Source organism: Brevirhabdus sp. (assembly GCF_052826345.1).
The window spans coordinates 30517-52583 of the sequence record NZ_JBRBUA010000062.1; the positions used below are offsets into that span (position 1 = coordinate 30517).

Sequence of the window (22067 nt, forward strand, 5' to 3'; positions counted from 1 at the left end):
AAAGGGCACCCCCGTGGCCAATCAGAAGCTTTACGCCGGCGTCAAGCTGCGCGAAACCCGCACCCGGCTCGGCCTGACGCAAAAGGCCTTCGCGCAGAAACTGGGCGTGTCGCTGCCCTATCTCAACCAGATGGAAAACAACAATCGCCCCGTCTCGACCGGGGTGGTTCTGGCGCTTGCGCAGGAATTCGGCTTCGACGTGACCGAGCTGTCGACCGGCGACGCCGAACGCATGGTCACCGACATGCGCGAGGCGCTCGCCGATCCGGTCTTTGCCGAGATGTCCCCGCCGCTGGCCGACCTGCGGCTGACGGCTTCCAACGCGCCGGCGCTGGCGCGGGCCTTTCTGGAGCTGCACCGCGCCTATCGGCAGGGGCACGAAAGACTGGCCTCGCTGGATGAGGCGCTGGGCCGGGCGGGTGCGGCGCCCCGGGCCTCCGCCTGGGAAGAGGTGCGCGATTTCTTCCATTATTGCGACAATTACATCGACGCGGTCGACCGGGCGGCGGAACGGGTGGGCACCGCCATCGCGGCGCAGGGCGATCCGCTGGCGGGGGCGGTGCGCGCGCTGGAACGGCTGGGCATCACGACGGCGCGCGTCGACAGCACCGATCTGCGCCAGCTCGACCGCACGGCCCGCAGGCTGGAGCTGTCGTCGCGCGCGTCTCATGCCACGCAGCGATTTCAGCTGCTGCACCAGATCGCCCTGTCGGGCCATGAGGACCTGCTGGACGCGACGCTGGATCTGGCGCGGTTCCAGACGCCCGAGGCGCGCGACATCGCCAAGATCGGCATGGCCAATTACTTCGCCGGTGCGGCGCTGATGCCCTATGGCGCCTTTCAGCAGGCGGCGCTGGAATGGCGGCACGATCTGGAACGGCTGGCCGAGCTCTTCGGCGCCTCGATCGAGCAGGTGGCGCACCGGCTGTCGACCTTGCAGCGCCCCGGCGCCAGGGGCATTCCCTTCTTCTTCGTGCGGGTCGATCAGGCGGGCACCATCACCAAGCGCCATTCCGCCACGCGGCTGCAATTCGCGCGCTACGGCGGGGCCTGCCCCCTGTGGAACGTGCATCAGGCCTTCGAGACGCCGGGCCGCTTCCTGCGCCAGCTGGCAGAGACGCCGGACGGGGTGCGCTATCTGTGCCTGGCGCGCGATGTCAGCAAGCCGGGCGGGTCGTTCCGCGCGCCGGTGCGCCGCTATGCCATCGGGCTGGGGTGCGAGCTGCGCCATGCCGACCGGGTGGTCTATGCCGACGATCTGGACACCAGCAACGCCCGCGCGTTCGAGCCGATCGGCATTTCCTGCCGCATCTGCGAACGCGCGCACTGCCACCAACGCTCCGTTCCGCCGCTGGAACGGCCCTTGGCGGTCGATCACGATCACCGGCAGCTGCTGCCCTACCGGATAGGGTCGTAAGCCCCGCTAGCGCCGCGCCCGGCGCCATCCGGCGGCGTCGGCCTGCGCGGCGGTGCAGAACCAGCGCTCGCCCTTGCGGGTGCTGATGCGGGTGCGGTCGTAATCGGCATCGCCCGGCATGTGATAGATGCGCCCCGCTTTGGAGATGTTGCCCTTGATCCGGCAGCCGCTGGCGGGCGGCGGCGGGGCATTGCGGGCGGACCGCTGTTCCGCCTGTTCGCGGCGGGCCCGGCGAAAGGCGTCGGGGCGCTGCCACTCGCCCGCCCAAAGCCCGCGATTTTCCACCGCGGCGCGCTTTTCCAGATCGACGTAATCCGCGGAATAGGCGGAATAGGCAAAGCCCCAGCCCTCGCGCACCAGCACCTCGGCCACATCGGCGCGGCCGACGACGCAGCGCGCCACCAGCCGGTCATAGCGGTCGACATCCATCACCCGGCATTCTGCGCGCTTGTTGCCGAAGCGGCGGCGCATCTGATCGGACGACCATTGCCCGCACGCCCAGGCCTTGCCCGCCCGCGTGCGGCAGGTCTGCGCAAGCTCGGGCGCGTCGACGCCGAACAGCCGGATGCGGTGACCGTCGACCACGAAAGTGTCGGCATCGATCACGCGCACCCGCCCGCTGACGCGGTCCGGGGCGGCCCAGGCGGATTGCGCCGGGGCGGTGGCAAGCAGCGCCAGCGTGAACAGGCTGAAGATAGAGTTTAACATCCCGTTAAGATCCGCGTTTCCCCGCGCGGTTGCAAGGGGCGTTGCGTATTCGGGTTAACCCTATCGCTGCGCGGTCTGCCAGTCCGGGTGCACCCAGGGCCGCACGTTTTCGGCAGGCAGCGGATCGCGGCCCATCAGGTGGTCGGCCATCTTTTCGCCGACCATGATCGACGGCGCGTTCAGGTTGCCGTTGGTGATGCGCGGAAAGACCGAGCTGTCGGCCACCCGCAGCCCCCGCACCCCGATGACGCGGCCCTGCGGGTCGACCACCGCGCCCGGATCGTCGGCGCGCCCCATCCGGCAGGTGCCGCAGGGGTGATAGGCGCTTTCTGCGTGTTCGCGAATGAACTCATCCAGTTGCGCGTCGCTTTGAACCTGCGGGCCGGGCTGGATCTCATGCTTGACGAAGGGGGCGAAGGCCTCTTGCCCGAAAATCTCGCGCGTCAGGCGGATGCAGGTGCGGAAATCCTCCCAGTCCTGCGGGTCGGACATGTAGTTGAACCGGATCACCGGCGCCGCGGCCGGATCGGCCGAGCGCAGCGTGACCGCGCCGCGCGATTTCGACCGCATCGGGCCGACATGCGCCTGAAAGCCGTGCCCTTCGGCGGCGGCGCGCCCGTCATAGCGCACGGCCATCGGCAGGAAATGATACTGGATGTCGGGATATTCCACGCCCGCGCGCGACCGGATGAAGGCCGCGCTTTCGAATTGGTTCGAGGCCCCCAGCCCGCGTTTGGCAAACAGCCACTGCGCCCCGATCACGGCCTTGCTGATCGGGTTCCAGTGCCGGAACAGCGTGATCGGCTGGCTCGCGGCCATCTGGATGTAAAGCTCCAGGTGGTCTTGCAGATTGGCGCCCACCCCCGGCCTGTCGGCGCGCACCTCGATGCCGTGGCGGCGCAGCTCTCCGGCCGGGCCGATGCCCGACAGCATCAGCAGCTTGGGCGAATTGATGGAGGAGGCCGACAGGATGACCTCTTGCCGGGCGCGGATGATCTCCACCCCGCCCTTGCGCGTCACCTCGACGCCCACGGCGCGGCCCTCCTCGAAGACGACGCGCCGCGCCAGACCATGCACCAGCTCCGCGCCCGGATATTTCAACGCCGGACGCAGATAGGCGTTGGCGGCGGACCAGCGGCGGCCCTGCCAGACCGTGGCCTCCATCGGGCCGAAGCCTTCCTGCTTTTCGCCGTTGTAATCATCCGTCGCCTCATAGCCCGCCTGCACGCCCGCATCGACGAAGGCCTTGTAAAGCGGATTGCTGCGCGGCCCGCGCGACACATGCAGCGGCCCCGAGCGCCCGCGCCATTCCGGATCACCCCCGTGGCCGCCGTCGTGCCAGCTTTCCTGCCGTTTGAAATAGGGCAGCACGTCGGAAAACCGCCAGCCTTCGGCGCCCTGCTCGGCCCAATGATCGTAATCATGGGCGTGGCCGCGCACATAGACCATGCCGTTGATCGAGGACGACCCGCCGATCACCTTGCCGCGCGGACAGGCGAGCTGCCGGTTGTTGAGCTGCGGCTCCGGCTCGGACTTGTAGCCCCAGTCGTAGCGCGCCATGTTCATCGGATAGCTGAGCGCGGCCGGCATCTGGATGAACGGCCCCGCGTCGGTGCCGCCGAATTCCAGCACGATGACCGATTGCCCGGCCTCGGCCAGGCGATAAGCCATGGCGCAGCCCGCGGAACCCGCACCCACGATGACATAATCGGCTTCCATCAGCGCATCCTTCGGAACGGTTCAGTAAGGCGCATCGACCGGATCCATTCCGACGTAGACGCTCTTGAATTGGGAGTAATGTTCGATCGCGGCTTTCGAGTTTTCGCGCCCCACACCCGATTGCTTGGTGCCGCCGAAGGGCGCCTCCACGGGGGCGAGGTTGTAGGTGTTGATGAAGCAGCTGCCTGCCTGAAGCCGCGCGATCACCCGGTGCGCGCGGCGCAGATCATTGGTGAACACCCCCGCGGACAGGCCGAATTCCGTGTTGTTGGCACGGGCTATGGCGTCTTCTTCGTCCTCGAAATCGAGCACCGACAGGACCGGGCCAAAGATTTCGTCGCGCGCGATGGTCATCTGATCGGTGACATCGGCAAAGACGGTGGGCTGCATGAAAAAGCCGTCCCCCTCGATCCGCTTGCCGCCGGTGATCAGCCGCGCGCCCTCGGCCAGGCCCTTTTCGACGAACCCCATGACAATGTCGCGCTGGCGCGCGCTGACCTGCGGGCCGAAGTTGGTCGCCTCATCCATCGGGTCGCCGATGACGGCCGTGCCCAGCCGTTCCGCCAGCCGCGCGAGGAAACGCTCCTTGATGCCCTTTTGCACGAAGACGCGCGTGCCGTTGGAACAGACCTGCCCCGAGGAATAGAAATTGCCCAGGATCACGCCGCCCACCGCATCCTCCAGATCGGCGTCGTCGAAGATCAGGATGGGGGATTTGCCGCCCAGCTCCATCGTGACGTGGCGCATGCCTGCGGCGGCGGCGGCATAGACCCGGCGGCCCGTGGGGACCGAGCCCGTCAGCGACACCTTGGCCACGCGCGCGTCGGTGACGAGGGCCTCGCCCACCGCGCCCATGCCCTGCACCACGTTGAACAGCCCCGCGGGGGCGCCCGCCTCGGTCAGGATCTCGGCCACCTTCAGCGCCGACAGCGGCGTCGTTTCCGACGGTTTGAACACCATCGCATTGCCGCAGGCCAGCGCGGGCGCGGCCTTCCAGCAGGCGATCTGGGTGGGATAGTTCCACGCGCCGATGCCCACGCAGACGCCCAGCGGCTCGCGGATGGTATAGACCCAATCGGCGCCCAGCTGGATATGCTCGCCCGTCAGCGCGCCCGCCAGTCCGCCGAAATATTCCAGCGCATCGGCGCCGCTGGTCGCATCGGCGACCAGCGTTTCCTGCAAGGGCTTGCCGGTATCCAGCGTCTCAAGCTCGCTCAGCGCGCGGTTGCGGTCGCGCAGCATGTCGGCGGCGCGGCGCAGCACGCGGCCGCGCTGGGTGCCGGTCATCGCGGCCCAGTCGCGCTGTGCCCGCTGCGCCGCCGCCAGCGCCTTGTCGATCACCGCGGGCGTGGCCTGATGCAGCCGCGCGATGACCTCGCCGGTGGCGGGATAGATGACGTCGAACGCCTCTCCGGCGGCATCCTCGACATAGGCGCCGTCGACGTAATGGCTGGCGTGCGGCTGCGCGCGCATCAGGCCCCCTCCACGCGCAGCGGCTCGTAGGAAACCATGACGTGTTTCTGGAACGCCGGGCGCGTCTTCAGCCGTTCGTAATAGGCCGACAGCGCCGGGCGGTCGGCCTTGTCGAACGCCAGTTCATGATAGCGGTACATGAACACGCCCACGGCGATATCGGCAAAGCTGAGCGCGTCGCCGTTCAGGAAAGGCCCCTGCCCGATCCGCTCATCCAGCAGCCGCGACAGGGTCTTTGCCTGTTCGACGGCCGCGGCGACGCGGGCCGTGTCGCGGTCTTTGGCGGCGGTGCGCACGAGCTGCCAGAAGATCGAGTAGTTCACGCAGGGCGAAAAGGTCGTCTTCATCCATTCGGCCCACATGTCCAGCTGGGCCCGGTCGGCCGGATCGCGCGGCCAGAAGCCTTCGTCGCCATATGTCGCCGCCAGATAGCGCAGGATCGCGCCGCTTTCCCAGATCGCCGTGTCGCCGTCGCGCAGCGTGGGCACCAGCCCGTTGGGGTTCATCGCGCGATAATCGGCGGTGTCGGTGCCGCCATAGACGCCGCCCGCGTCGATGCGCTCGACCTCCAGGCCCAGTTCGGCCGTCGCCCACATCACCATCTGCACGTTGATGGAATTCGCCCGTCCCCAGATCGTCACCATGCTCATTCTCCTCTGGGAAAGCGCTTGCTTTCCTCCAATATGTTCAAATCCATGTGGTTGCGCATGTAGCGCTCCGACGCCTTTTGCAGCGGCTGGAAATCCCAGGGATAATAGCCGCCCCGGCGCAGCGCCTCGTAGACCACCCGGCGGCGCGCCTGGCTGGCGCGCACGTCGGCGTCGAAACGTTCCAGATCCCAACGCGCCTCGGACTTGGCGCGCAGGGTCTGGCGGGTGCCCTGATGGGCCGGCATCTCGGCCAGGTTGACCAGCTCGTCCGGGTCGGCCTCCAGGTCGAACAGCTGATCGGGGTCCAGCGCGCAGCGGTTGTATTTCCACTTGCCGTAGCGCAGCGACACCAGCGGCGCCTCGCTGGCTTCGGCGGCATATTCGATGGCGACGGGGGCGGTGCGTTCCGCCTGTCCCGACGCCACGGGCATCAGCGACTGCCCGTCGGTCCAGGGCGCGACCTCGGACATGTCGACGCCCGCCAGATCGCAAAGCGTCGGGCAGACATCCAGCGTCGAGACCGGCGCGTCGATGCGCGCGGGCGCCAGCCCGGGGGCCGCGATCATCAGCGGCACGCGGGCCGAGCCTTCGAAGAAGGACATCTTGAACCACAGCCCGCGCGCGCCCAGCATGTCGCCGTGATCCGACACGAAGAGGATCACCGCCTCCTGCCGGGTGGCCTCCAGCGCCTCCATCACTTCGCCGATCTTGTCGTCGAGATAGCTGATGTTGGCGAAATAGGCGCGGCGCGACCGGCGGATGTCATCCTCGGCGATGTCGAAGCTGCGCCAGTCGTTCGCGTCGAAGATCCGCTGCGAATGCGGGTCGTGATCGTCATAGTCAAAGGCGGGCACCTGCGGCAGCAGATGGTCGCAATCGGCGTAGAGATCCCAGTATTTGCGCCGCGCGACGTAGGGGTCATGCGGGTGAGTGAAGCTGACGGTCAGGCACCAGGGGCGCCCGTCGAGGCCGCGCGCCAGATTATAGACCTTGGCGCGCGCGTGATGGGCGACCTCGTCGTCATATTCCATCTGGTTGGAGATCTCGGCCACCCCCGCCCCGGTGACCGAGCCCATGTTGTGATACCACCAGTCGATCCGCTCGCCGGGTTTGCGGTAATCGGGCGTCCAGCCGAAATCGGCGGGGTAGATATCGGTCGTCAGGCGCTGCTCGAAGCCGTGCAGCTGATCGGGACCGACGAAATGCATCTTGCCCGACAGGCAGGTCTGATAGCCCGCGCGCCGCAGATGATGCGCATAGGTCGGGATGTCGGAACGGAATTCGGCGGCATTGTCATAGACCCCGGTGCGCGACGGCAGCTGCCCCGACATGAAGCTGGCCCGCCCCGGCGCGCAAAGCGGCGAGGCGGTATAGGCGTTGGAAAACCGCACGGACCGCGCCGCCAGCCGTTTCAGGTTGGGCGCGTGCAGCCAGTCGGCGGGGCCGTCGGGCCAGAGCGTGCCGTTCAGCTGGTCGACCATGAAGATGAGGATGTTCGGCGGCGTCTCGGTCATTGCCCGCGATCCGCCATGAGATTGAAGACGCTCATCACCTGCGCAATCGCCTTTTCGCTGGTGATCGAGCCCTCGCTCAGCGCCGCGCGGATGTAGATGCCGTCGATCAGCGCGGCCAGCGCCTCCGCCCCGTCGAGCGCCCCCTCGCCCATCAGCGGGCGCAGCTCATGCAGCAGGTTCGACCGCAGGCGATTCTGATAGACGCGCAGCAGCCGGTTCGCCTGGAAAGAGGTCTGCGCCTGCACGTAGAAGTTCAGCCAGGCATTTATCACCTCGTGCTGGAACTGGTCGGGCTGGAAACTCGCGGCCACCATCGCCCCGATCCGGGCGCGCGGGTCGGTCTGGTTGTGCAGCGCCGCGCGCACCGAATCGCCGAATTCGGTCAGGATGAAGCGCATCGCGGCGATGAAGATCTCTTCCTTCTTGCCGAAGTAGTGATGCACGAGCGCCGTCGAAACCCCGGCCCGTTTCGCGATCTGCGTGACGGTGACGTCAAGCGATCCGGCCCTGCCGATCTCCTTGATGGCGGCTTTGACCAGCGCCGCGCGCCTGATAGGTTCCATTCCGAGCTTCGGCATTCCGACCTCCAAAAAGGTTGCCAAGCGAAACTAGATCGTTTTTAACTGATCCGTCAATCAATAAACCAAGGGAGAATCCAATGCCGCTCAAACTCGCTGCCTCAGCTCTCGCGCTGGCCGTTGCCGCCGCCCCCGCGCTGGCCGCGCAATGCGACACGGTCACCTTTGCCGACGTCGGCTGGACCGACATCACCGCCACCACGGCCGCGGCCTCCACCGTGATCGAGGCGCTGGGATATGACACCGATATCAAGGTGCTTTCCGTGCCGGTGACCTACAAATCGCTGGAAAACAAGGACGTCGACGTTTTCCTCGGCAACTGGATGCCCACCATGGAAGGCGACATCGCCCCCTACCGCGACAAGGGCACCGTCGACACCGTGCGCGCCAACCTTGAGGGTGCGAAATACACGCTGGCGGTCAACAAGGCCGCCGCCGACATGGGCATCAAGACCTTCGCCGACATCGCGGCGCATAAGGACGTGCTGAAGGGCAAGATCTACGGGATCGAGCCCGGCAATGATGGCAACCGCCTGATCCAGCAGATGATCGACGACAATGCCTTCGGCCTGAAGGGTTTCGACGTCGCCGAAAGCTCGGAGCAGGGAATGCTGGCCCAGGTCGACCGTGCCAGCCGCAAGGGCGAGCCGATCGTGTTCCTCGGCTGGGAGCCGCACCCGATGAACGCCGCCTATGACATGACCTACCTGGAGGGCGGCGACGACTATTTCGGCCCCAACCTGGGCGGCGCCACCGTCTATACCAACACATCCAAGGATTACGTCACCGAGTGCCCGAACATCGGCAAGCTGCTCCAGAACCTGGAGTTCTCGCTCGATATGGAAAACAAGATCATGGGCTCCATCCTGAACGACAACATGGACGGCGAGAAGGCCGCGACCGCCTGGCTGAAGGAAAACCCCCAGGTGCTGGAAACCTGGCTGAACGGCGTGACGACCAAGGACGGCGGCGACGCGATGGCCGCGGTCGAGGCCAAGCTGGCCGAATAAGCGCCGCGCCCCGCCGGGCGCGGCCACCCCCCGCTTTCGGATTGCCGTGCCCCCGCCCCCGGCGGGGCCTCATCTGACGACGATTGCCCGTCGCACGGAAGGATCTCGCCATGGAATGGCTCACTTCGACCAAGATACCCGTAGGCACCACGGCGAGAGTTATCTTCGACTGGCTGCAAACCAACGGCGCGTGGTTCTTCGACGGGCTGGCGCTGGCGATGGAACACATGATCGACGCCATCCTGTGGGTCTTGCAGACGCCGCATCCGCTAGTGGTGATCACGGCCTTCATCGCGCTAACCTGGATCGTGCAGCGCAACTGGAAAACCTGCCTGCTGGTGCTGCTGGGCTTTCTGTTCATCCTCAACCAGGGCTATTGGGAGGAAACCACCGAAAGCCTGACGCTGGTGCTGTCGGCCTGCGTCGTGTGCATGGCGGTGGGTGTGCCCATCGGCATCGCCGTGGCGCACCGGCCGCGGCTCTACGCCTGGATGCGCCCCGTGCTGGACCTGATGCAGACGCTGCCCACCTTCGTCTATCTGATCCCGGCCATCGTCTTCTTCGGCATCGGCATGGTGCCGGGGCTGATCGCCACGGTGATCTTCGTGCTGCCCGCGCCGATCCGGCTGACGCATCTGGGCATCTCCTCCACGCCGATGCCGCTGCTCGAGGCGGCGCGCGCCTTCGGCGCCACGCCGCGCCAGACGCTGTGGAAGGTGGAACTGCCCTATGCGCTGCCGCAGATCATGGCGGGGCTGAACCAGACCATCATGCTGTCGCTGTCGATGGTCGTCATCGCGGCGCTGGTGGGCGCCGACGGGCTTGGCGTGCCGGTGGTGCGCGCGCTCAACCAGGTCAACACCGCGCTCGGCTTCGAGAGCGGTTTCATCATCGTCGTCGTGGCAATCATGCTCGACCGTATGCTCAGGGTGGACCGCACATGACCGCCGTTCTCATCGACAATGTCTCCATCGTCTTCGGGGACGATCCCGAAGCCGCCCTGCCCCTGATGGACGCGGGCCAAAGCCGCAGCGAGATCCAATCCGCCACCGGCCAGGTGCTGGGCGTGCACGACTGTTCGCTGGAAATCGCCGAGGGCGAGATCCTGGTGCTGATGGGCCTGTCGGGATCGGGCAAATCCACCCTGCTGCGCGCGATCAACGGGCTGAACCCCGTCGCGCGCGGCGAGGTCAGCATCGACACCGGAGGGGGCATGGCCTCCGTCACCCATGCCGACAAGAAGACCCTGCGCGACATGCGCCTGACCCAGGTGGCGATGGTGTTCCAGCAGTTCGGCCTGCTGCCCTGGCGCACGGTGCGCGAAAACGTGGGCCTGGGGCTGGAGCTGGGCGGCCAGAGCCGCGCGCAACGCGCCGAGGCCGTCGACCGCCAGCTGGATCTGGTGGGCCTGTCCGACTGGGCCGAGCGCAAGGTGGGCGAGCTGTCGGGGGGCATGCAGCAGCGCGTCGGACTGGCGCGCGCCTTTGTCACCGACGCGCCGATCCTGCTGATGGACGAGCCCTTCTCGGCGCTCGACCCGTTGATCCGCACCCGGCTTCAGGATGAGCTGATCGCGCTTCAGCAGAAGCTGAACCGCACCATCGTCTTCGTCAGCCACGATCTGGACGAGGCGTTCAAGCTGGGTGATCGCATTGCGATCATGGAAGGCGGGCGCATCGTGCAATGCGGCACCCCGCAGCAGATCTTTTCCAACCCGGCCAATGAATACGTGGCGGATTTCGTGGCGCATATGAACCCGCTCGGCGTGCTCTGCGCGCGCGACGTGATGGAGCCTGTCGAAAACACGCCGCACGAGACCGTGGCGCCGGAAACCGACGTGCGCGAGGTGATGGAACGGGTCACCGCCACCGGCGCCCCCGTGGGGGTGCTGGAGGATGGCGCGTTGCTGGGCCAGATCACCCGCGACACGGTGCTGGCCAAGCTGCTGGACCCGCGCGGCGACCCCGCGCGCGGCAATTCGGGTCCCGAGAGGTCTGGTCCAGCGGCTTCCGGCCCGGACGAACCCGATCGCGCCGACGGCTGAAAGGGAACCCGCGCTTCGCCCTGACATTGAGCTTGCGAACAGCAGTGCGGAGCGCGGATCGATGACAGGAAAAATAGAGGAAATCCTCGAAGAGCTCGACAGCGCCGCCGACGGCGTCGACAAGGTCACCGTGGGCGAGATCATGGAAAAGATCGGGCATCGCGGCTATGGCCCGTTTCTGATGCTGCCCGCTTTGCTGGAGCTGACCCCTGCGGGGGCGATCCCCGGCGTGCCGACGATGCTGGCCATCATCGTCGCGCTTTTCGCCGCGCAGATCGCCCTGGGGCGCGATCAGCTTTGGCTGCCCGACGCGCTGGAATCGCGCGCCATCAGCAAGGACAAGCTGGACAAATCCGTCGACAAGCTGCGCCCCATGGGCCGCAAGATGGACCAGTGGTTTCACAAGCGCTGGCCCTCGATGACCAAACCGATCGCGAAACGCATCGCGATGGGATTCGTCCTGCTGCTGTGCCTCGCCGTCCCCCCGCTGGAGATCCTGCCCTTCGCAAGCTCGGGCCCGATGCTGGCCATCGCGGTCTTCGGGCTGGCGCTGACCGTGGACGACGGGATGCTGATGATGGCGGGCTATGTCGTGGCGCTGGTGGTGATGCCGCTGATCGCATATCTGGCGCTGTGACGGACGCGCAGGGCTAGGATGCGCGCGAATTGGTTCCGGACGCACTCACTGCGCCGCGCCGGCGGTGGCGGCGCGTGATCGCGCTGCGGAACGTGATGTAGCAAACCGACCCGAAGATCACCGTGCCGCCCGCGATGACCCAGACATCCGGCGTTTCCCCGAACACGACCATACCCAGCAGGCTGGCCCAGATCAGTTGCAGGAACGCCAGCGGTTGCGTCACCGTCAAGGGCGCGGCTTGAAACGCCAGCGTCATGGTGTAATGCGCACCCGTGGCGAAACAGGCCACCAGGAACAACGTGCCCAGATCGTCCAGCGATGGCGGCACCCATACCGCATAGGCGAAGGGCGCGAGAAACACGGTGACGATGATCGACAGCATCGCCACGATCACCGCCGGGGACGCGCGGTCCACCATTGTCTTGGCGACCAGGTAGGAAAACGCGAACATCGAGGCCGTGCCCAGCATCGCCAGATGTCCGCTGGACACCGCCTGCACCCCCGGCCGCAGGATCATCAGCGCCCCCAGCAGCGCCACCGCGATGGCCGCGATCCGTGGTCCCGACAGCCTTTCGCGCAGGAACACCGCCGCCCCCACTGTCGTGAGAACCGGTGTCAGATAGTTCATCGCCGTCACTTCGGCGATGGATATCTGCGTCATGGCATAGAACCACATCACGACGCCGAACCCATGGGCCGCGCCGCGCAGGGTGAAGATCATCACGTCGCGCCGCAGCAGCCTTGCCTCGATCACGCTGCGAAACGCGGGGATCACGAAGATCAGCCCGAAGGCATAGCGCAGAAAGGCGGATTCGACCGGAGGCAGCGCGGTACCGATATATTTGACCAGCCCCGCGACGGCGACGAACTGAAGGCCCGTCAGGACAATCCAGAACATTCCGATCATATGGCTGCGATCAGTCGACGGATTCAAAGCGAGTGTCATCCCCAGCCAAAGGCGCCATTTACACAACCTTTACAATAAGAAGAACTGCGTAACCGGGCTTGCGGAAAACCTGCGCCGCAGCGCGCCGGACCCGACGCGCAGGCGCGGCAGCCGGGCCGATCAGCCGCAAAAGAATCGCCCGGACCGGGGCAAGGATCGAGACGGGCGCGCGTATCATCCTCGCACTTTACCCGGCTCGGACCGAAAAGCGAGGGAATAGCTTCCCGCACGGGATGCGACCTGCTATGTCGCTGCAAATGAGCATTAAACCTCCGCGCGTGGCCGTCAGGGCCGTGATCCTCCACGAGGCGCGGCTGCTGCTGGTCAATGCCTTTCCGGGCACGCAAAGCGACCTCTGGTGCGCGCCCGGCGGCGGCGTGCATTCCCACAGCGCGCTGCCCGACAACCTGCGCCGCGAGGTGGCCGAGGAAACCGGCCTGCAAATCGCCGTCGGCGCGCCCTGTCTGGTCAATGAATTCCACGCGCCCGAGATGAAGTTCCACCAGATCGACATCTATTTCCGCTGCGATATCGTTTCGGGTCGGCTGTCGGACGACTGGCGCGATCCCGAAGGGATCGTGACGCGCAGGCAGTTCTTTTCGCGCGATCAGATGGCCTCGATCCGGGTCAAGCCCGACAGCCTGGCGCAGGTCGCCTGGGACGCGCGCGGCGACGCGCCCGCCATCCTCTACGACCCGCTGGAGCCGCTGCTCCGCTGATCCGCGCGCTGCGAGCCGGAGCGTTGCCCGGCCCGCCGCCCGCTGCGCGGGGCGATGCTGGCGATGGCCACCCCGCCCAGAACGACCAGCGCCGCCACGCCAAACCGCCACCCCGGCACCTCTTCCAGGAACACGACCCCCCCTGCCATCGCAATCACCGGAACGCTCAGCTGTGCGACACTGGCGACCGAAGCCGCCAGGCGGGGCAGCACGGTGTACCAGAGCGCATAGCCCAGCCCCGAGGTCACGACCCCCGAGACGAGCGCCAGCGCGATGCCGCCCGCGCTCGCTCCGATCTCGCCTCCCCCTGGTGCCGGCATCGGCGGCAGCAGCCACAACGCCGCCCAGCACAGCGGGCTGGCCAGCAGGAAATTGGCGGCGGTCGACTGCAACGGATCGGCCGCGGCGCGACCGACCAGCGAATAGATGCCCCAGCCGATGGCGGCGGCGGCCATCGCCAGCACCGCCGCCGCCGGGAACGCGTCGGCACCGCCCGCACCCGATCCGGGCCACAGCAGCCAGACCAGCCCGCAAAAAGCCAGTGCCGCCCCCAGCCAGCGGCGGGCGGGCAACGGCTCGCCCAGCGCCACCGCCCCCCCGAACATGGTGACCTGCACGCCGCCAAAGAGGATCAGCGCCCCCGCGCCCGCGTCGAGCGACAGATAGGCCAGCGAAAACCCGACCATATAGACCGACAGCGACAAAACCCCCGCCCAGCGGCCGCGCCCGCCGCCGATGGCGATGCGCCCGTCGCGCAGCACCACCAGAAAAAGCAGGACCGCCGCCCCCGATGCGACGCGCCAGACGGCGAAATCCCCCGCGCCGATGCGCCCGTCGACCAGTGCCATGCGGTTCAGAACCGAGTTTGCGGCAAACGCCGTCATCGTCAGCGCCGTCGCCAGAAATAACCGCATCTCGCCCTCCGCCCGCATTCCTGCCGCACGCCCCGTCCCGACCCTGTGCAAGCCGCTTGCGCCCGCGCGCGCTCTGCCCGACCATACCGGCAGATCCCACGGGGGAAAGGGCGATTGGATGAACAAGGCGTTTACCAAAGAAGACGATAGCGGCCGGGTGGAGCATCTGCCCGACCGTCCGCTCGGCCGGCACCCCAACCACGTCACCCCCGAAGGGCTGGCCGCGCTGCGCCACCGCCTGGACGACACCCGCGCCGAGCTTGCCCGGCTATCCCCCGAGGGCGCGCCGCCCGAGGTGTTGCACGCCATCGCCGTCGCCGCGCGCGACCTGCGCTGGCTGGAAGCGCGCGTGGCGTCGGCGATCGTGGTCGATATCCGCAGACAACCGCGCGACCGGGTGGCTTTCGGCGCCTGGGTGCGGCTTTGCGACGAAAACGACGAGGAACGCCTCTACCGCATCGTCGGAGAGGACGAGGCCGATGCGGCGCAGGGGCTGATCGGGCTCCACGCGCCGCTGTCGCGCGCGCTTCTGGGCCAGCAGGTGGGCGATGTGGTGCAATGGCCCCGGCCCAGCGGCACGATGGAGCTGGAGATCATCGCCATCACCTACGATGCGCCGCAGCCCCCATCGCCGCCCTAGCGGCGCAGCCCTGCGCTTGTCGCCGTCTGCGGACGCGCCTATCGTGGCGCCGACGGCGCGGCCCCTGCCTGGCGAACGCGCCGATTTGAAAGGACAGTGCATGAGCGACACCGCGAAAACCGTGATCATCGAGGACTTCGGCGGCCCCGAAAACCTGCGTCTGGTCGAGAGGGAGCTTTCAGAGCCGGGCGAAGGGCAGCTGCGCATCCGTCACAAGGCCATCGGGCTGAACTTCATCGACATCTATCAGCGCACGGGACTCTACCCGCTGAAGCTGCCCGCCGCACTGGGCATGGAGGCGGCCGGCATCGTCGAGGCGGTGGGCCCCGGCGTCACCCATCTGAAACCCGGCGACCGCGCCGCCTATGCGTCCAACCCGCCCGGCGCCTACAGCGCGGCGCGCGTCATGCCCGCGGCACAGGTCTGTCCCCTGCCCGACGCCATTTCCTTCGAACAGGGCGCGGCGATGATGTTGCAGGGGCTGACGGTGCAATATCTGTTCCACCGCACCACGCCGCTGAAATCGGGCGACACCGTGCTGTTCCACGCCGCCGCAGGGGGCGTCGGGCTCATCGCCTGCCAATGGGCCCGGTCGGAAGGCATCAGCCTGATCGGCACGGCCGGCACGGATGAAAAATGCGCGCTCGCGCGGCAGAACGGGGCGGACCACGTGATCAACTACCGCTCCGAGAACTTCGTCGAACGGGTGCGCGAGATCACCGCCGGCAAGGGCGTCGACGTGGTCATGGATTCGGTCGGCCGCGACACGTTCGAGGGATCGCTCGACAGTCTGCGCCCGCTGGGCATGATGATCACCTTCGGCAACGCCTCGGGCAAGATCCCGTCCGTCGACATGGTCGAGCTCGCCGCACGCGGCTCGCTCAAGATCACGCGCCCCACGCTCTTCACGCATATCGCGGATCATGAGGTGTGCCAGCACATGGCGCGACAGCTGTTCGAGAAGGTCAGCTCGGGCGCGGTCGAAATCCACATTGGCCAAAGCTATCCGCTGGATGACATCCGCCGGGCGCATGAGGCGCTGGAGGCCCGCAAGACCATCGGCGCGACGATTCTGACATTGTAACGCGCCCGCGCGGCGGCTTCTTCTGGTCGCAAATATCCCCGCCGGAGGCAGAAGATTTCCAGCCTCCGGCGGGGATATTTTCACGACGATGAGACAGCCGGGCGCGGCTTTTTCCGCGCCGCTTCCGCCAAAGGAAAAGGGCCCGCCGATGGCGCGCCCTTCCCGGTCTTCCGAAGGGAAGCGTGACTTACATCATGCCGCCCATGCCGCCCATGTCGGGCATGCCGCCACCGGCGCCGCCGGCACCTTCCTTGGAGGGACGGTCAGCGACCATCGCCTCGGTGGTGATCAGCAGACCGGCGATGGAGGCCGCGTCTTCCAATGCGTGACGCACGACTTTCGCGGGGTCGATCACGCCGAACTTGAACATGTCGCCATATTCTTCGGTCTGGGCGTTGAAACCGAACTTCAGATCGTCCGATTCGCGCACCTTGCCGGCCACGACCGAACCGTCGACACCGGCGTTCTCGGCGATCTGGCGCAGCGGCGCCTCGAGCGCCTTGCGCACGATGGTGATACCCGCGGCCTGGTCGGAGTTCTCGCCTTCCAGCCCTTCCAGCGACTTGCCGGCCTGGACCAGAGCGACACCGCCGCCCACGACGACACCTTCCTGAACGGCCGCGCGGGTCGCGTTCAGCGCGTCGTCGACGCGATCCTTGCGCTCCTTCACCTCGACTTCGGTCATGCCGCCGACGCGGATGACGGCAACGCCGCCTGCCAGCTTGGCCACACGTTCCTGCAGCTTCTCGCGGTCGTAGTCGGAGGTGGTTTCCTCGATCTGGCCGCGGATCTGGGACACGCGTGCCTCGATCTCGGATTTCTCACCGGCACCGTCGACGATGGTGGTCTCGTCCTTGGTGATGGAGACCTTCTTGGCCGAGCCGAGCATGTCGATGGTGACGTTCTCGAGCTTCATGCCCAGATCTTCGGAGATGACCTGACCGCCGGTCAGGATCGCGATGTCCTGCAGCATGGCCTTGCGGCGATCGCCGAAGCCCGGTGCCTTGACGGCCGCGATCTTCAGACCGCCGCGCAGCTTGTTGACGACCAGCGTGGCCAGGGCTTCGCCCTCGACGTCCTCGGCGATGATCAGCAGCGGCTTGCCCAACTGGATGACCGATTCCAGCAGCGGAACCATCGGTTGCAGCGACGAGAGTTTCTTCTCATGCAGCAGGATGATGGCGTCTTCCAGCTCGGTCGTCATCTTTTCGGGGTTGGTGACGAAATAGGGGCTCAGGTAGCCGCGGTCGAACTGCATGCCCTCGACCACGTCGGTCTCGGTTTCCAGACCCTTGTTCTCCTCGACGGTGATGACACCCTCGTTGCCGACCTTCTGCATCGCGTCAGCGATCTGGCGACCGATTTCAGCTTCGCCGTTGGCGGAGATGGTGCCGACCTGCGCAACCTCGGCGCTGTCGTTGACGGGGCGTGCGGCGGCCTTGATCGCTGCGACGACCTTTTGCGTGGCCAGATCGATGCCGCGCTTCAGATCCATCGGGTTCATGCCCGCTGCGACCGACTTCATGCCTTCGCGGACGATCGCCTGGGCGAGAACCGTCGCGGTGGTGGTGCCGTCGCCGGCCTCGTCGTTGGTGCGGGAAGCGACTTCCTTCACCATCTGCGCGCCCATGTTCTCGAACTTGTCCTCAAGTTCGATTTCCTTGGCGACCGACACACCGTCCTTGGTGATGCGCGGGGCACCGAAGGATTTGTCGATGACGACGTTGCGGCCCTTGGGGCCCAGGGTCACCTTCACCGCATCGGCGAGGATGTTGACGCCCTTGAGCATGCGGTTGCGGGCATCGGTGTCGAATTTGACGTCCTTGGCAGCCATGATGTTAGCTCCTTGTCAGTTGTTGCGTTGGGGAAATGCGCGTCGCTCAGGCGATGATGCCGAGGATGTCGCTTTCCTTCATGATGAGCAGCTCTTCGCCGTCCAGCGTGACCTCGGTGCCCGACCATTTGCCGAACAGCACCTTGTCGCCCTGCTTGACGGTCATGGCGATCAGCTCGCCCGAGTCCTTGCGGGCGCCTTCGCCGACGGATACGATCTCGCCCTCTGCGGGCTTTTCCTTGGCGTTGTCGGGGATGATCAGACCGCCCTTGGTCTTTTCCTCGCCTTCCACGCGGCGAACCAGCACACGGTCGTGAAGCGGTTTAAATGCCATCTCTGAGGCTCCTTGACTCAAAGTTTCAATTCGGTGTTGGCACTCATCACCTTCGACTGCCAACAGCAGCGCATTTAGGTGAGTGCGCGGGCAGTGTCAACGACAAGACGCAGACAATCGGGCCGGTTATCGCCCCCGCATCCGGCCGCTCCGGCGGGCTTTTCATGCGGCGCTGCGGCAAATGGCGCCCGCCCGCCGGGGTTCCGGGTGACAAGACCCGATGCGGCGCCTATAAGGCCGCAGAAAACCCCTTTTTGCTGCCCCAATGGAACTAGATGACATGACCACACTCGTTTTCGGCCACAAATCCCCCGATACGGATTCCACCGGAGCTCCGATCGTTTGGGCGTGGTATCTGTCGGACGTCAGGCAGACCCCGGCGCAGCCCGTGCTGCTGGGCACCCCCAACACCGAAGCCGCCTATATGCTGCAACGCTGGGGATTCGAGCAGCCGCGCATCCTCGACACGCTGGAGCCCGACCAAAAGGTCGTCATCGTCGACACCAACAATCCGGCCGAGCTGCCCGAAAACATCAACGAGGCCGATATCACCGGCATCATCGACCATCACCTGCTGGTGGGCGGGCTGAAAACCCGCGGCCCGATCGAGATCACGGTGCGGCCGCTGGCATGCACCGTCACGGTGATGCACCAGATGATGGGCGACGACGCGCGCAAGATGCCCGACGCCATAAAGGGGGTGATGCTGTCGTGCATCCTGTCCGACACGCTGGCGTTCCGCTCTCCCACCACGACGCAGGCCGATCGCGACCTCGCCGAAAGCCTGGCCACCGATCTGGGCGTCGAGATCCCGGCGCTGGCCGATGAGCTGCTGGCCGCCAAATCGGATGTCTCGGCCTTTTCCGACGCGGATCTTCTGCGCATGGATTCCAAGGAATACACGGTCGAGGGTGTCAAATTCCGGGTTTCGGTGCTGGAAACCACGTCGCCCGCCAGCATCCTGTCGCGCAAGGCCAGCCTGATGGAAACGATGGTCGGCGTCGCCGGGGAAGACAAGGTCAACCAGGTGCTGCTGTTCATCGTCGATATCCTGAACGAGGAGGCGACGCTGCTGGTGCCCAACGATCTGGTCAAGGACCTGGCGCAGAAAAGCTTCGGCGTCGAGGTGGATAGCGACAGCGTGGTGCTGCCCGGCGTGATGAGCCGCAAGAAGCAGATCATCCCGAACCTCAAGCTGTAGGCCCCCGCGCGGACCTGCATTCCCGGCGGCCGCGGCACGATCGTGTTGCGGCCTTTTCCGTATCTCCCGACTCCACTCCCCTTCGACCTGACGTGCCGCGCCGTTGCGCCCGCCGGGTCGGCCCCCAAGCCCCCGTCTTTACGTCCCGCCTTTATGCCCCCGTTTTCACGCTTCGGAGCCAGCCATGACGCAGATCATCCCCGACCTCGCCGCGATATCGGATCGCTATGACGCGCTGTTCGTCGATCTTTGGGGCTGTGTGCACGATGGCGTGCGGCCGCATGACACCGCCGTGGCGGCGCTGAAGGCGTTTCGCGCCCGCGGCGGGGCGGTCGTTCTGCTGACCAACTCTCCGCGGCCACGCGACGGGGTGGAACGGCAGCTGGCGCATATCGGCGTGGACCCCGACGCCTGGGACACCATTGCCACCTCGGGCGATTCGGCACGGGCGGCGATGTTCGAAGGGGCGGTGGGCGCGAAACTGCACCATATCGGCCCGCCGGAGGAACGTGTCTTCTTCGCCCCGATGAAGCTGATCGACAACCCCGTGCCCGTCGAGCTGGTCGCGCTGGAGGATGCCGAGGGGCTGGTGGCGACGGGGCTGGACGACGACACCCGCGAAACCCCCGAGGATTACCGCGCGACCCTGCTTTACGCCAAGCAGAAGGGGCTGAAGCTGCTTTGCGCCAACCCCGACATCGTGGTGGATCGCGGGCGCGATCGGGTCTATTGCGCCGGCGCATTGGCGCAGCTTTACACGCAGATGGGCGGCGAGAGCCTCTACTTCGGCAAGCCGCACCCGCCGATCTACGACCTGGCGCGCAGACGGCTGGCCGCGCTGGGGCGCGACGTGGGCGATGCGGCCATCCTGGCCATCGGCGACGGCATCCACACCGACATTCAGGGCGCGCTGGGCGAGAACCTCGACGCGCTGTTCATCACCGGCGGGCTTGCCGCGCAGGACACCGCCACCGCAGCCGCCCCGCAAGGCCAGCCCGACCCGGAAAAGCTGCAAGCCTATCAGGATCAGAAGGGATTCAGCGCGACATTCGCGATGGGATTTCTGCGCTAAACGAATATCGCCTTGATTTTTCTGCACGTGCAAAGTAATTATATTTCGCGTGACGGTAAAACCTGTGCATTTTGTTGCCAGCCAGTCACGCCTCGGTCAGGGAGAGGAGTGAGACGTGATGCTCGACAACATGCCGCGCGGCACGATCGTCATCGAAGAGCTGGAAATCGGCATGGCCCGTCATCTGCGCAAGCAGATCGGCGATGAGGACATCGAGCTTTTCGCGCAGATCTCCACCGATCACAACCCGGTCCACCTGGACGACGATTACGCGCGCGACACGATCTTCGGCGGGCGCATCGCGCACGGGATGCTGACGGCGGGTCTGATTTCCGCGGTGATCGGCGAACAGCTTCCGGGGCACGGCACCGTCTATCTGGGCCAGACGCTGAAATTCATGGCCCCCGTCCGCCCCGGCGACACCGTTTACGCAGAGGTGCGCGTGCGCGAGATCGACCACAGCAAACGGCGCGTGACCCTTGATTGTCACTGCACCGTGGGCGATACGGTCGTGCTGAAGGGCGAAGCCGTCGTGCTTGCACCCAGTGCCAAATTTGACTGAAGGCCACCGCTGACGCCAAGGGCCTTTCGGAGGAACGCTTGGATCTATGCGGATACTGACGGGCTGGACCGGATTGACGTCGCGGGATCGGGGCGCCAGCGCGGCCATCGGCAATTTCGACGGCGTCCATCTGGGGCATCAGGCGGTGATCGATATCGCGCGTGCGCGGGCCGACACGCCGGACACGCCCCTGGGCATCGTCACCTTCGAGCCGCACCCGCGCGAATTCTTCGCCCCTCAGGCCCCCGCCTTTCGCCTGATGAACGCCGGGGCCAAGGCGCATCGCATGGAAAAGCTGGGCGTGCGGCGATATTACCAGCTGCCTTTCGATCACGCGCTCGCCTCGCTTGAGGCGGAGGAGTTCGCCCGGCATGTGCTGCACGAGGGGCTTGGCCTGCGACATGTGGTGGTCGGCGCCGATTTCTGCTTCGGCAAGGGCCGCAAGGGCACCGCGCGGCAATTGCAGGACCTGGGCCGGTCGCTGGGCTTCGGCGTGACCGTCGCGCCGCTGCTGGCCGTCAGCGAGACCGAAATCTCCTCCACCTCGATCCGCAAATCGCTGAGCGAGGGCCGCCCGCGCGACGCCGCGCGCATGCTGGGCCACCGTCACCGCATCGAGGGCGAGGTGCTGCACGGCGAGAAACGCGGTCGGGACTTGGGCTTTCCCACCGCCAACATGAGCCTGCAAGGCCTGCATCTGCCGCGTTTCGGCGTTTATGCGGTACAGGTGGATGTGCTGGACGGTGAAGCGAAGGGCAGCTATCTGGGTGCGGCCTCGATCGGGACGCGGCCCATGTTCGGCGAAAACATCCCCAATCTGGAAACCTATCTGCTGGATTTCGAGGGCGATCTCTACGGCAGGAACCTGTCGGTCGCGCTGGTGGAATTCCTGCGGCCCGAGCTGAAGTTTCCCGACGTCGACGCGCTGATCGAGCAGATGAACCGGGATTGCGCCGAGGCGCGCGCGATCCTCGCCGGATCGGCCTCCGCGTGATGTCGCGGCCCCCCGCC

The 22067-nt window shown here is 66.3% G+C and carries 22 protein-coding genes; 12 read left to right on the forward strand and 10 right to left on the reverse strand.

Going from position 1 to position 22067, the window contains the following annotated elements; all coding sequences use genetic code 11:
* Positions 1–13: 13 nt before the first annotated feature.
* The gene (locus tag ACU0BR_RS07945) at positions 14–1417 is read left to right on the forward strand and encodes a helix-turn-helix domain-containing protein (protein WP_446156315.1); all 1404 of its coding nucleotides are present in this window, start codon (positions 14–16) and stop codon (positions 1415–1417) included.
* Between the two features lie 6 nt (positions 1418–1423).
* Here ACU0BR_RS07945 and ACU0BR_RS07950 read toward each other — a convergent pair whose 3' ends face one another.
* From ACU0BR_RS07950 to betI, 6 genes are read right to left on the reverse strand one after another with little or no spacing between them, the layout of a single operon-like run.
* A complete protein-coding gene (locus tag ACU0BR_RS07950; protein ID WP_446156316.1) occupies positions 1424–2125 on the reverse strand; it encodes a thermonuclease family protein in 702 nt (233 codons plus the stop codon).
* Positions 2126–2185: 60 nt separating this feature from the next.
* Complete coding sequence (betA, locus tag ACU0BR_RS07955; RefSeq protein WP_446156317.1) at positions 2186–3844, reverse strand: choline dehydrogenase; 1659 nt, start codon at positions 3842–3844, stop codon at positions 2186–2188.
* A gap of 21 nt (positions 3845–3865) precedes the next feature.
* Positions 3866–5317: a betaine-aldehyde dehydrogenase gene (gene betB, locus ACU0BR_RS07960; RefSeq protein WP_446156318.1), complete on the reverse strand. Its 1452-nt coding sequence runs from the start codon at positions 5315–5317 to the stop codon at positions 3866–3868.
* Positions 5317–5961, reverse strand: a complete 645-nt coding sequence (locus tag ACU0BR_RS07965; protein WP_446156319.1) for a glutathione S-transferase family protein — start codon at positions 5959–5961, stop codon at positions 5317–5319. Before ACU0BR_RS07965 ends, betB begins: the two co-directional genes overlap by 1 nt.
* A 2-nt stretch (positions 5962–5963) precedes the next feature.
* Entirely contained in the window at positions 5964–7481 is a 1518-nt protein-coding gene (gene betC / locus ACU0BR_RS07970) for a choline-sulfatase (protein ID WP_446156320.1), read from the reverse strand.
* Positions 7478–8059 carry a choline-binding transcriptional repressor BetI gene (betI, locus tag ACU0BR_RS07975; protein WP_446156321.1) on the reverse strand — a complete coding sequence of 194 codons (582 nt, stop codon included), beginning with the start codon at positions 8057–8059 and terminating at the stop codon, positions 7478–7480. The genes betC and betI overlap by 4 nt, the downstream gene beginning before the upstream one ends.
* A gap of 80 nt (positions 8060–8139) precedes the next feature.
* Here betI and ACU0BR_RS07980 point away from each other — a divergent pair, with 80 nt between their 5' ends.
* The 4 genes from ACU0BR_RS07980 to ACU0BR_RS07995 all read left to right on the forward strand — a co-directional run bounded on the left by ACU0BR_RS07980 (position 8140) and on the right by ACU0BR_RS07995 (position 11750).
* Complete coding sequence (locus ACU0BR_RS07980; protein ID WP_446156322.1) at positions 8140–9069, forward strand: choline ABC transporter substrate-binding protein; 930 nt, start codon at positions 8140–8142, stop codon at positions 9067–9069.
* 110 nt (positions 9070–9179) lie between these two features.
* Entirely contained in the window at positions 9180–10013 is an 834-nt protein-coding gene (gene choW, locus ACU0BR_RS07985; RefSeq protein ID WP_446156323.1) for a choline ABC transporter permease subunit, read from the forward strand.
* Positions 10010–11113 (forward strand): choline ABC transporter ATP-binding protein, encoded by a 1104-nt coding sequence (gene choV / locus ACU0BR_RS07990; RefSeq protein ID WP_446156324.1) that lies wholly within the window; start codon positions 10010–10012, stop codon positions 11111–11113. The genes choW and choV overlap by 4 nt, the downstream gene beginning before the upstream one ends.
* A 61-nt stretch (positions 11114–11174) precedes the next feature.
* Complete coding sequence (locus tag ACU0BR_RS07995; protein ID WP_446156325.1) at positions 11175–11750, forward strand: exopolysaccharide biosynthesis protein; 576 nt, start codon at positions 11175–11177, stop codon at positions 11748–11750.
* Positions 11751–11763: 13 nt separating this feature from the next.
* On the opposite strand, the gene ACU0BR_RS08000 is transcribed toward ACU0BR_RS07995, so the two are convergent.
* On the reverse strand, positions 11764–12648 hold the full coding sequence (locus ACU0BR_RS08000; protein ID WP_446156326.1) for a DMT family transporter: 885 nt from the start codon (positions 12646–12648) through the stop codon (positions 11764–11766).
* 305 nt (positions 12649–12953) lie between these two features.
* Here ACU0BR_RS08000 and ACU0BR_RS08005 point away from each other — a divergent pair, with 305 nt between their 5' ends.
* Positions 12954–13415 carry an NUDIX domain-containing protein gene (locus tag ACU0BR_RS08005; RefSeq protein WP_446156327.1) on the forward strand — a complete coding sequence of 154 codons (462 nt, stop codon included), beginning with the start codon at positions 12954–12956 and terminating at the stop codon, positions 13413–13415.
* Here the strand turns inward: ACU0BR_RS08005 and ACU0BR_RS08010 are convergent.
* The gene (locus ACU0BR_RS08010) at positions 13385–14329 is read right to left on the reverse strand and encodes a DMT family transporter (RefSeq protein ID WP_446156328.1); all 945 of its coding nucleotides are present in this window, start codon (positions 14327–14329) and stop codon (positions 13385–13387) included. The genes ACU0BR_RS08005 and ACU0BR_RS08010 overlap by 31 nt on opposite strands.
* Positions 14330–14447: 118 nt before the next feature.
* Between ACU0BR_RS08010 and ACU0BR_RS08015 the strand changes: the two genes are divergently transcribed.
* Together ACU0BR_RS08015 and ACU0BR_RS08020 are read left to right on the forward strand one after the other, a co-directional pair.
* Positions 14448–14969 (forward strand): GreA/GreB family elongation factor, encoded by a 522-nt coding sequence (locus tag ACU0BR_RS08015; RefSeq protein WP_446156329.1) that lies wholly within the window; start codon positions 14448–14450, stop codon positions 14967–14969.
* Positions 14970–15069: 100 nt separating this feature from the next.
* A complete protein-coding gene (locus ACU0BR_RS08020; RefSeq protein WP_446156330.1) occupies positions 15070–16053 on the forward strand; it encodes a quinone oxidoreductase family protein in 984 nt (327 codons plus the stop codon).
* A 187-nt stretch (positions 16054–16240) separates the two neighbouring features.
* Here the strand turns inward: ACU0BR_RS08020 and groL are convergent, their stop codons facing one another.
* Together groL and groES are read right to left on the reverse strand one after the other, a co-directional pair.
* Positions 16241–17887 (reverse strand): chaperonin GroEL, encoded by a 1647-nt coding sequence (gene groL / locus ACU0BR_RS08025; RefSeq protein WP_446156331.1) that lies wholly within the window; start codon positions 17885–17887, stop codon positions 16241–16243.
* A gap of 46 nt (positions 17888–17933) precedes the next feature.
* On the reverse strand, positions 17934–18221 hold the full coding sequence (gene groES / locus ACU0BR_RS08030) for a co-chaperone GroES (RefSeq protein WP_446156332.1): 288 nt from the start codon (positions 18219–18221) through the stop codon (positions 17934–17936).
* A 280-nt stretch (positions 18222–18501) separates the two neighbouring features.
* On the opposite strand from groES, the gene ACU0BR_RS08035 reads away from it, so the two are divergent.
* The 4 genes from ACU0BR_RS08035 (at position 18502) to ACU0BR_RS08050 (ending at position 22050) form a co-directional block, all read left to right on the forward strand.
* Positions 18502–19422, forward strand: coding sequence for a manganese-dependent inorganic pyrophosphatase (locus tag ACU0BR_RS08035; RefSeq protein ID WP_446156333.1), 921 nt, complete (start codon positions 18502–18504; stop codon positions 19420–19422).
* Between the two features lie 184 nt (positions 19423–19606).
* On the forward strand, positions 19607–20494 hold the full coding sequence (locus ACU0BR_RS08040) for a TIGR01459 family HAD-type hydrolase (RefSeq protein ID WP_446156334.1): 888 nt from the start codon (positions 19607–19609) through the stop codon (positions 20492–20494).
* Positions 20495–20612: 118 nt separating this feature from the next.
* Positions 20613–21056, forward strand: a complete 444-nt coding sequence (locus tag ACU0BR_RS08045; RefSeq protein WP_446156345.1) for a MaoC family dehydratase — start codon at positions 20613–20615, stop codon at positions 21054–21056.
* A 46-nt stretch (positions 21057–21102) separates the two neighbouring features.
* Positions 21103–22050 (forward strand): bifunctional riboflavin kinase/FAD synthetase, encoded by a 948-nt coding sequence (locus ACU0BR_RS08050; RefSeq protein ID WP_446156335.1) that lies wholly within the window; start codon positions 21103–21105, stop codon positions 22048–22050.
* Positions 22051–22067 lie beyond the last annotated feature (17 nt).

Excerpts from the sequence above, each read along its gene's own strand:
- ACU0BR_RS07965 (WP_446156319.1), bottom strand. The coding sequence starts at position 5,961 with ATGGTGACGATCTGGGGACGGGCGAATTCCATCAACGTGCAGATGGTG.
- ACU0BR_RS08050 (WP_446156335.1), top strand. The coding sequence starts at position 21,103 with ATGCGGATACTGACGGGCTGGACCGGATTGACGTCGCGGGATCGGGGC.
- betB (WP_446156318.1), bottom strand. The coding sequence starts at position 5,317 with ATGCGCGCGCAGCCGCACGCCAGCCATTACGTCGACGGCGCCTATGTC.
- betC (WP_446156320.1), bottom strand. The coding sequence starts at position 7,481 with ATGACCGAGACGCCGCCGAACATCCTCATCTTCATGGTCGACCAGCTG.
- ACU0BR_RS08005 (WP_446156327.1), top strand. The coding sequence starts at position 12,954 with ATGAGCATTAAACCTCCGCGCGTGGCCGTCAGGGCCGTGATCCTCCAC.
- ACU0BR_RS08020 (WP_446156330.1), top strand. The coding sequence starts at position 15,070 with ATGAGCGACACCGCGAAAACCGTGATCATCGAGGACTTCGGCGGCCCC.
- betI (WP_446156321.1), bottom strand. The coding sequence starts at position 8,059 with ATGCCGAAGCTCGGAATGGAACCTATCAGGCGCGCGGCGCTGGTCAAA.
- choV (WP_446156324.1), top strand. The coding sequence starts at position 10,010 with ATGACCGCCGTTCTCATCGACAATGTCTCCATCGTCTTCGGGGACGAT.
- ACU0BR_RS07980 (WP_446156322.1), top strand. The coding sequence starts at position 8,140 with ATGCCGCTCAAACTCGCTGCCTCAGCTCTCGCGCTGGCCGTTGCCGCC.
- choW (WP_446156323.1), top strand. The coding sequence starts at position 9,180 with ATGGAATGGCTCACTTCGACCAAGATACCCGTAGGCACCACGGCGAGA.
- ACU0BR_RS08035 (WP_446156333.1), top strand. The coding sequence starts at position 18,502 with ATGACCACACTCGTTTTCGGCCACAAATCCCCCGATACGGATTCCACC.
- ACU0BR_RS08000 (WP_446156326.1), bottom strand. The coding sequence starts at position 12,648 with ATGTTCTGGATTGTCCTGACGGGCCTTCAGTTCGTCGCCGTCGCGGGG.
- ACU0BR_RS08045 (WP_446156345.1), top strand. The coding sequence starts at position 20,613 with ATGCTCGACAACATGCCGCGCGGCACGATCGTCATCGAAGAGCTGGAA.
- ACU0BR_RS07950 (WP_446156316.1), bottom strand. The coding sequence starts at position 2,125 with ATGTTAAACTCTATCTTCAGCCTGTTCACGCTGGCGCTGCTTGCCACC.
- ACU0BR_RS08010 (WP_446156328.1), bottom strand. The coding sequence starts at position 14,329 with ATGCGGTTATTTCTGGCGACGGCGCTGACGATGACGGCGTTTGCCGCA.
- groL (WP_446156331.1), bottom strand. The coding sequence starts at position 17,887 with ATGGCTGCCAAGGACGTCAAATTCGACACCGATGCCCGCAACCGCATG.
- ACU0BR_RS07995 (WP_446156325.1), top strand. The coding sequence starts at position 11,175 with ATGACAGGAAAAATAGAGGAAATCCTCGAAGAGCTCGACAGCGCCGCC.
- ACU0BR_RS08015 (WP_446156329.1), top strand. The coding sequence starts at position 14,448 with ATGAACAAGGCGTTTACCAAAGAAGACGATAGCGGCCGGGTGGAGCAT.
- groES (WP_446156332.1), bottom strand. The coding sequence starts at position 18,221 with ATGGCATTTAAACCGCTTCACGACCGTGTGCTGGTTCGCCGCGTGGAA.
- betA (WP_446156317.1), bottom strand. The coding sequence starts at position 3,844 with ATGGAAGCCGATTATGTCATCGTGGGTGCGGGTTCCGCGGGCTGCGCC.
- ACU0BR_RS08040 (WP_446156334.1), top strand. The coding sequence starts at position 19,607 with ATGACGCAGATCATCCCCGACCTCGCCGCGATATCGGATCGCTATGAC.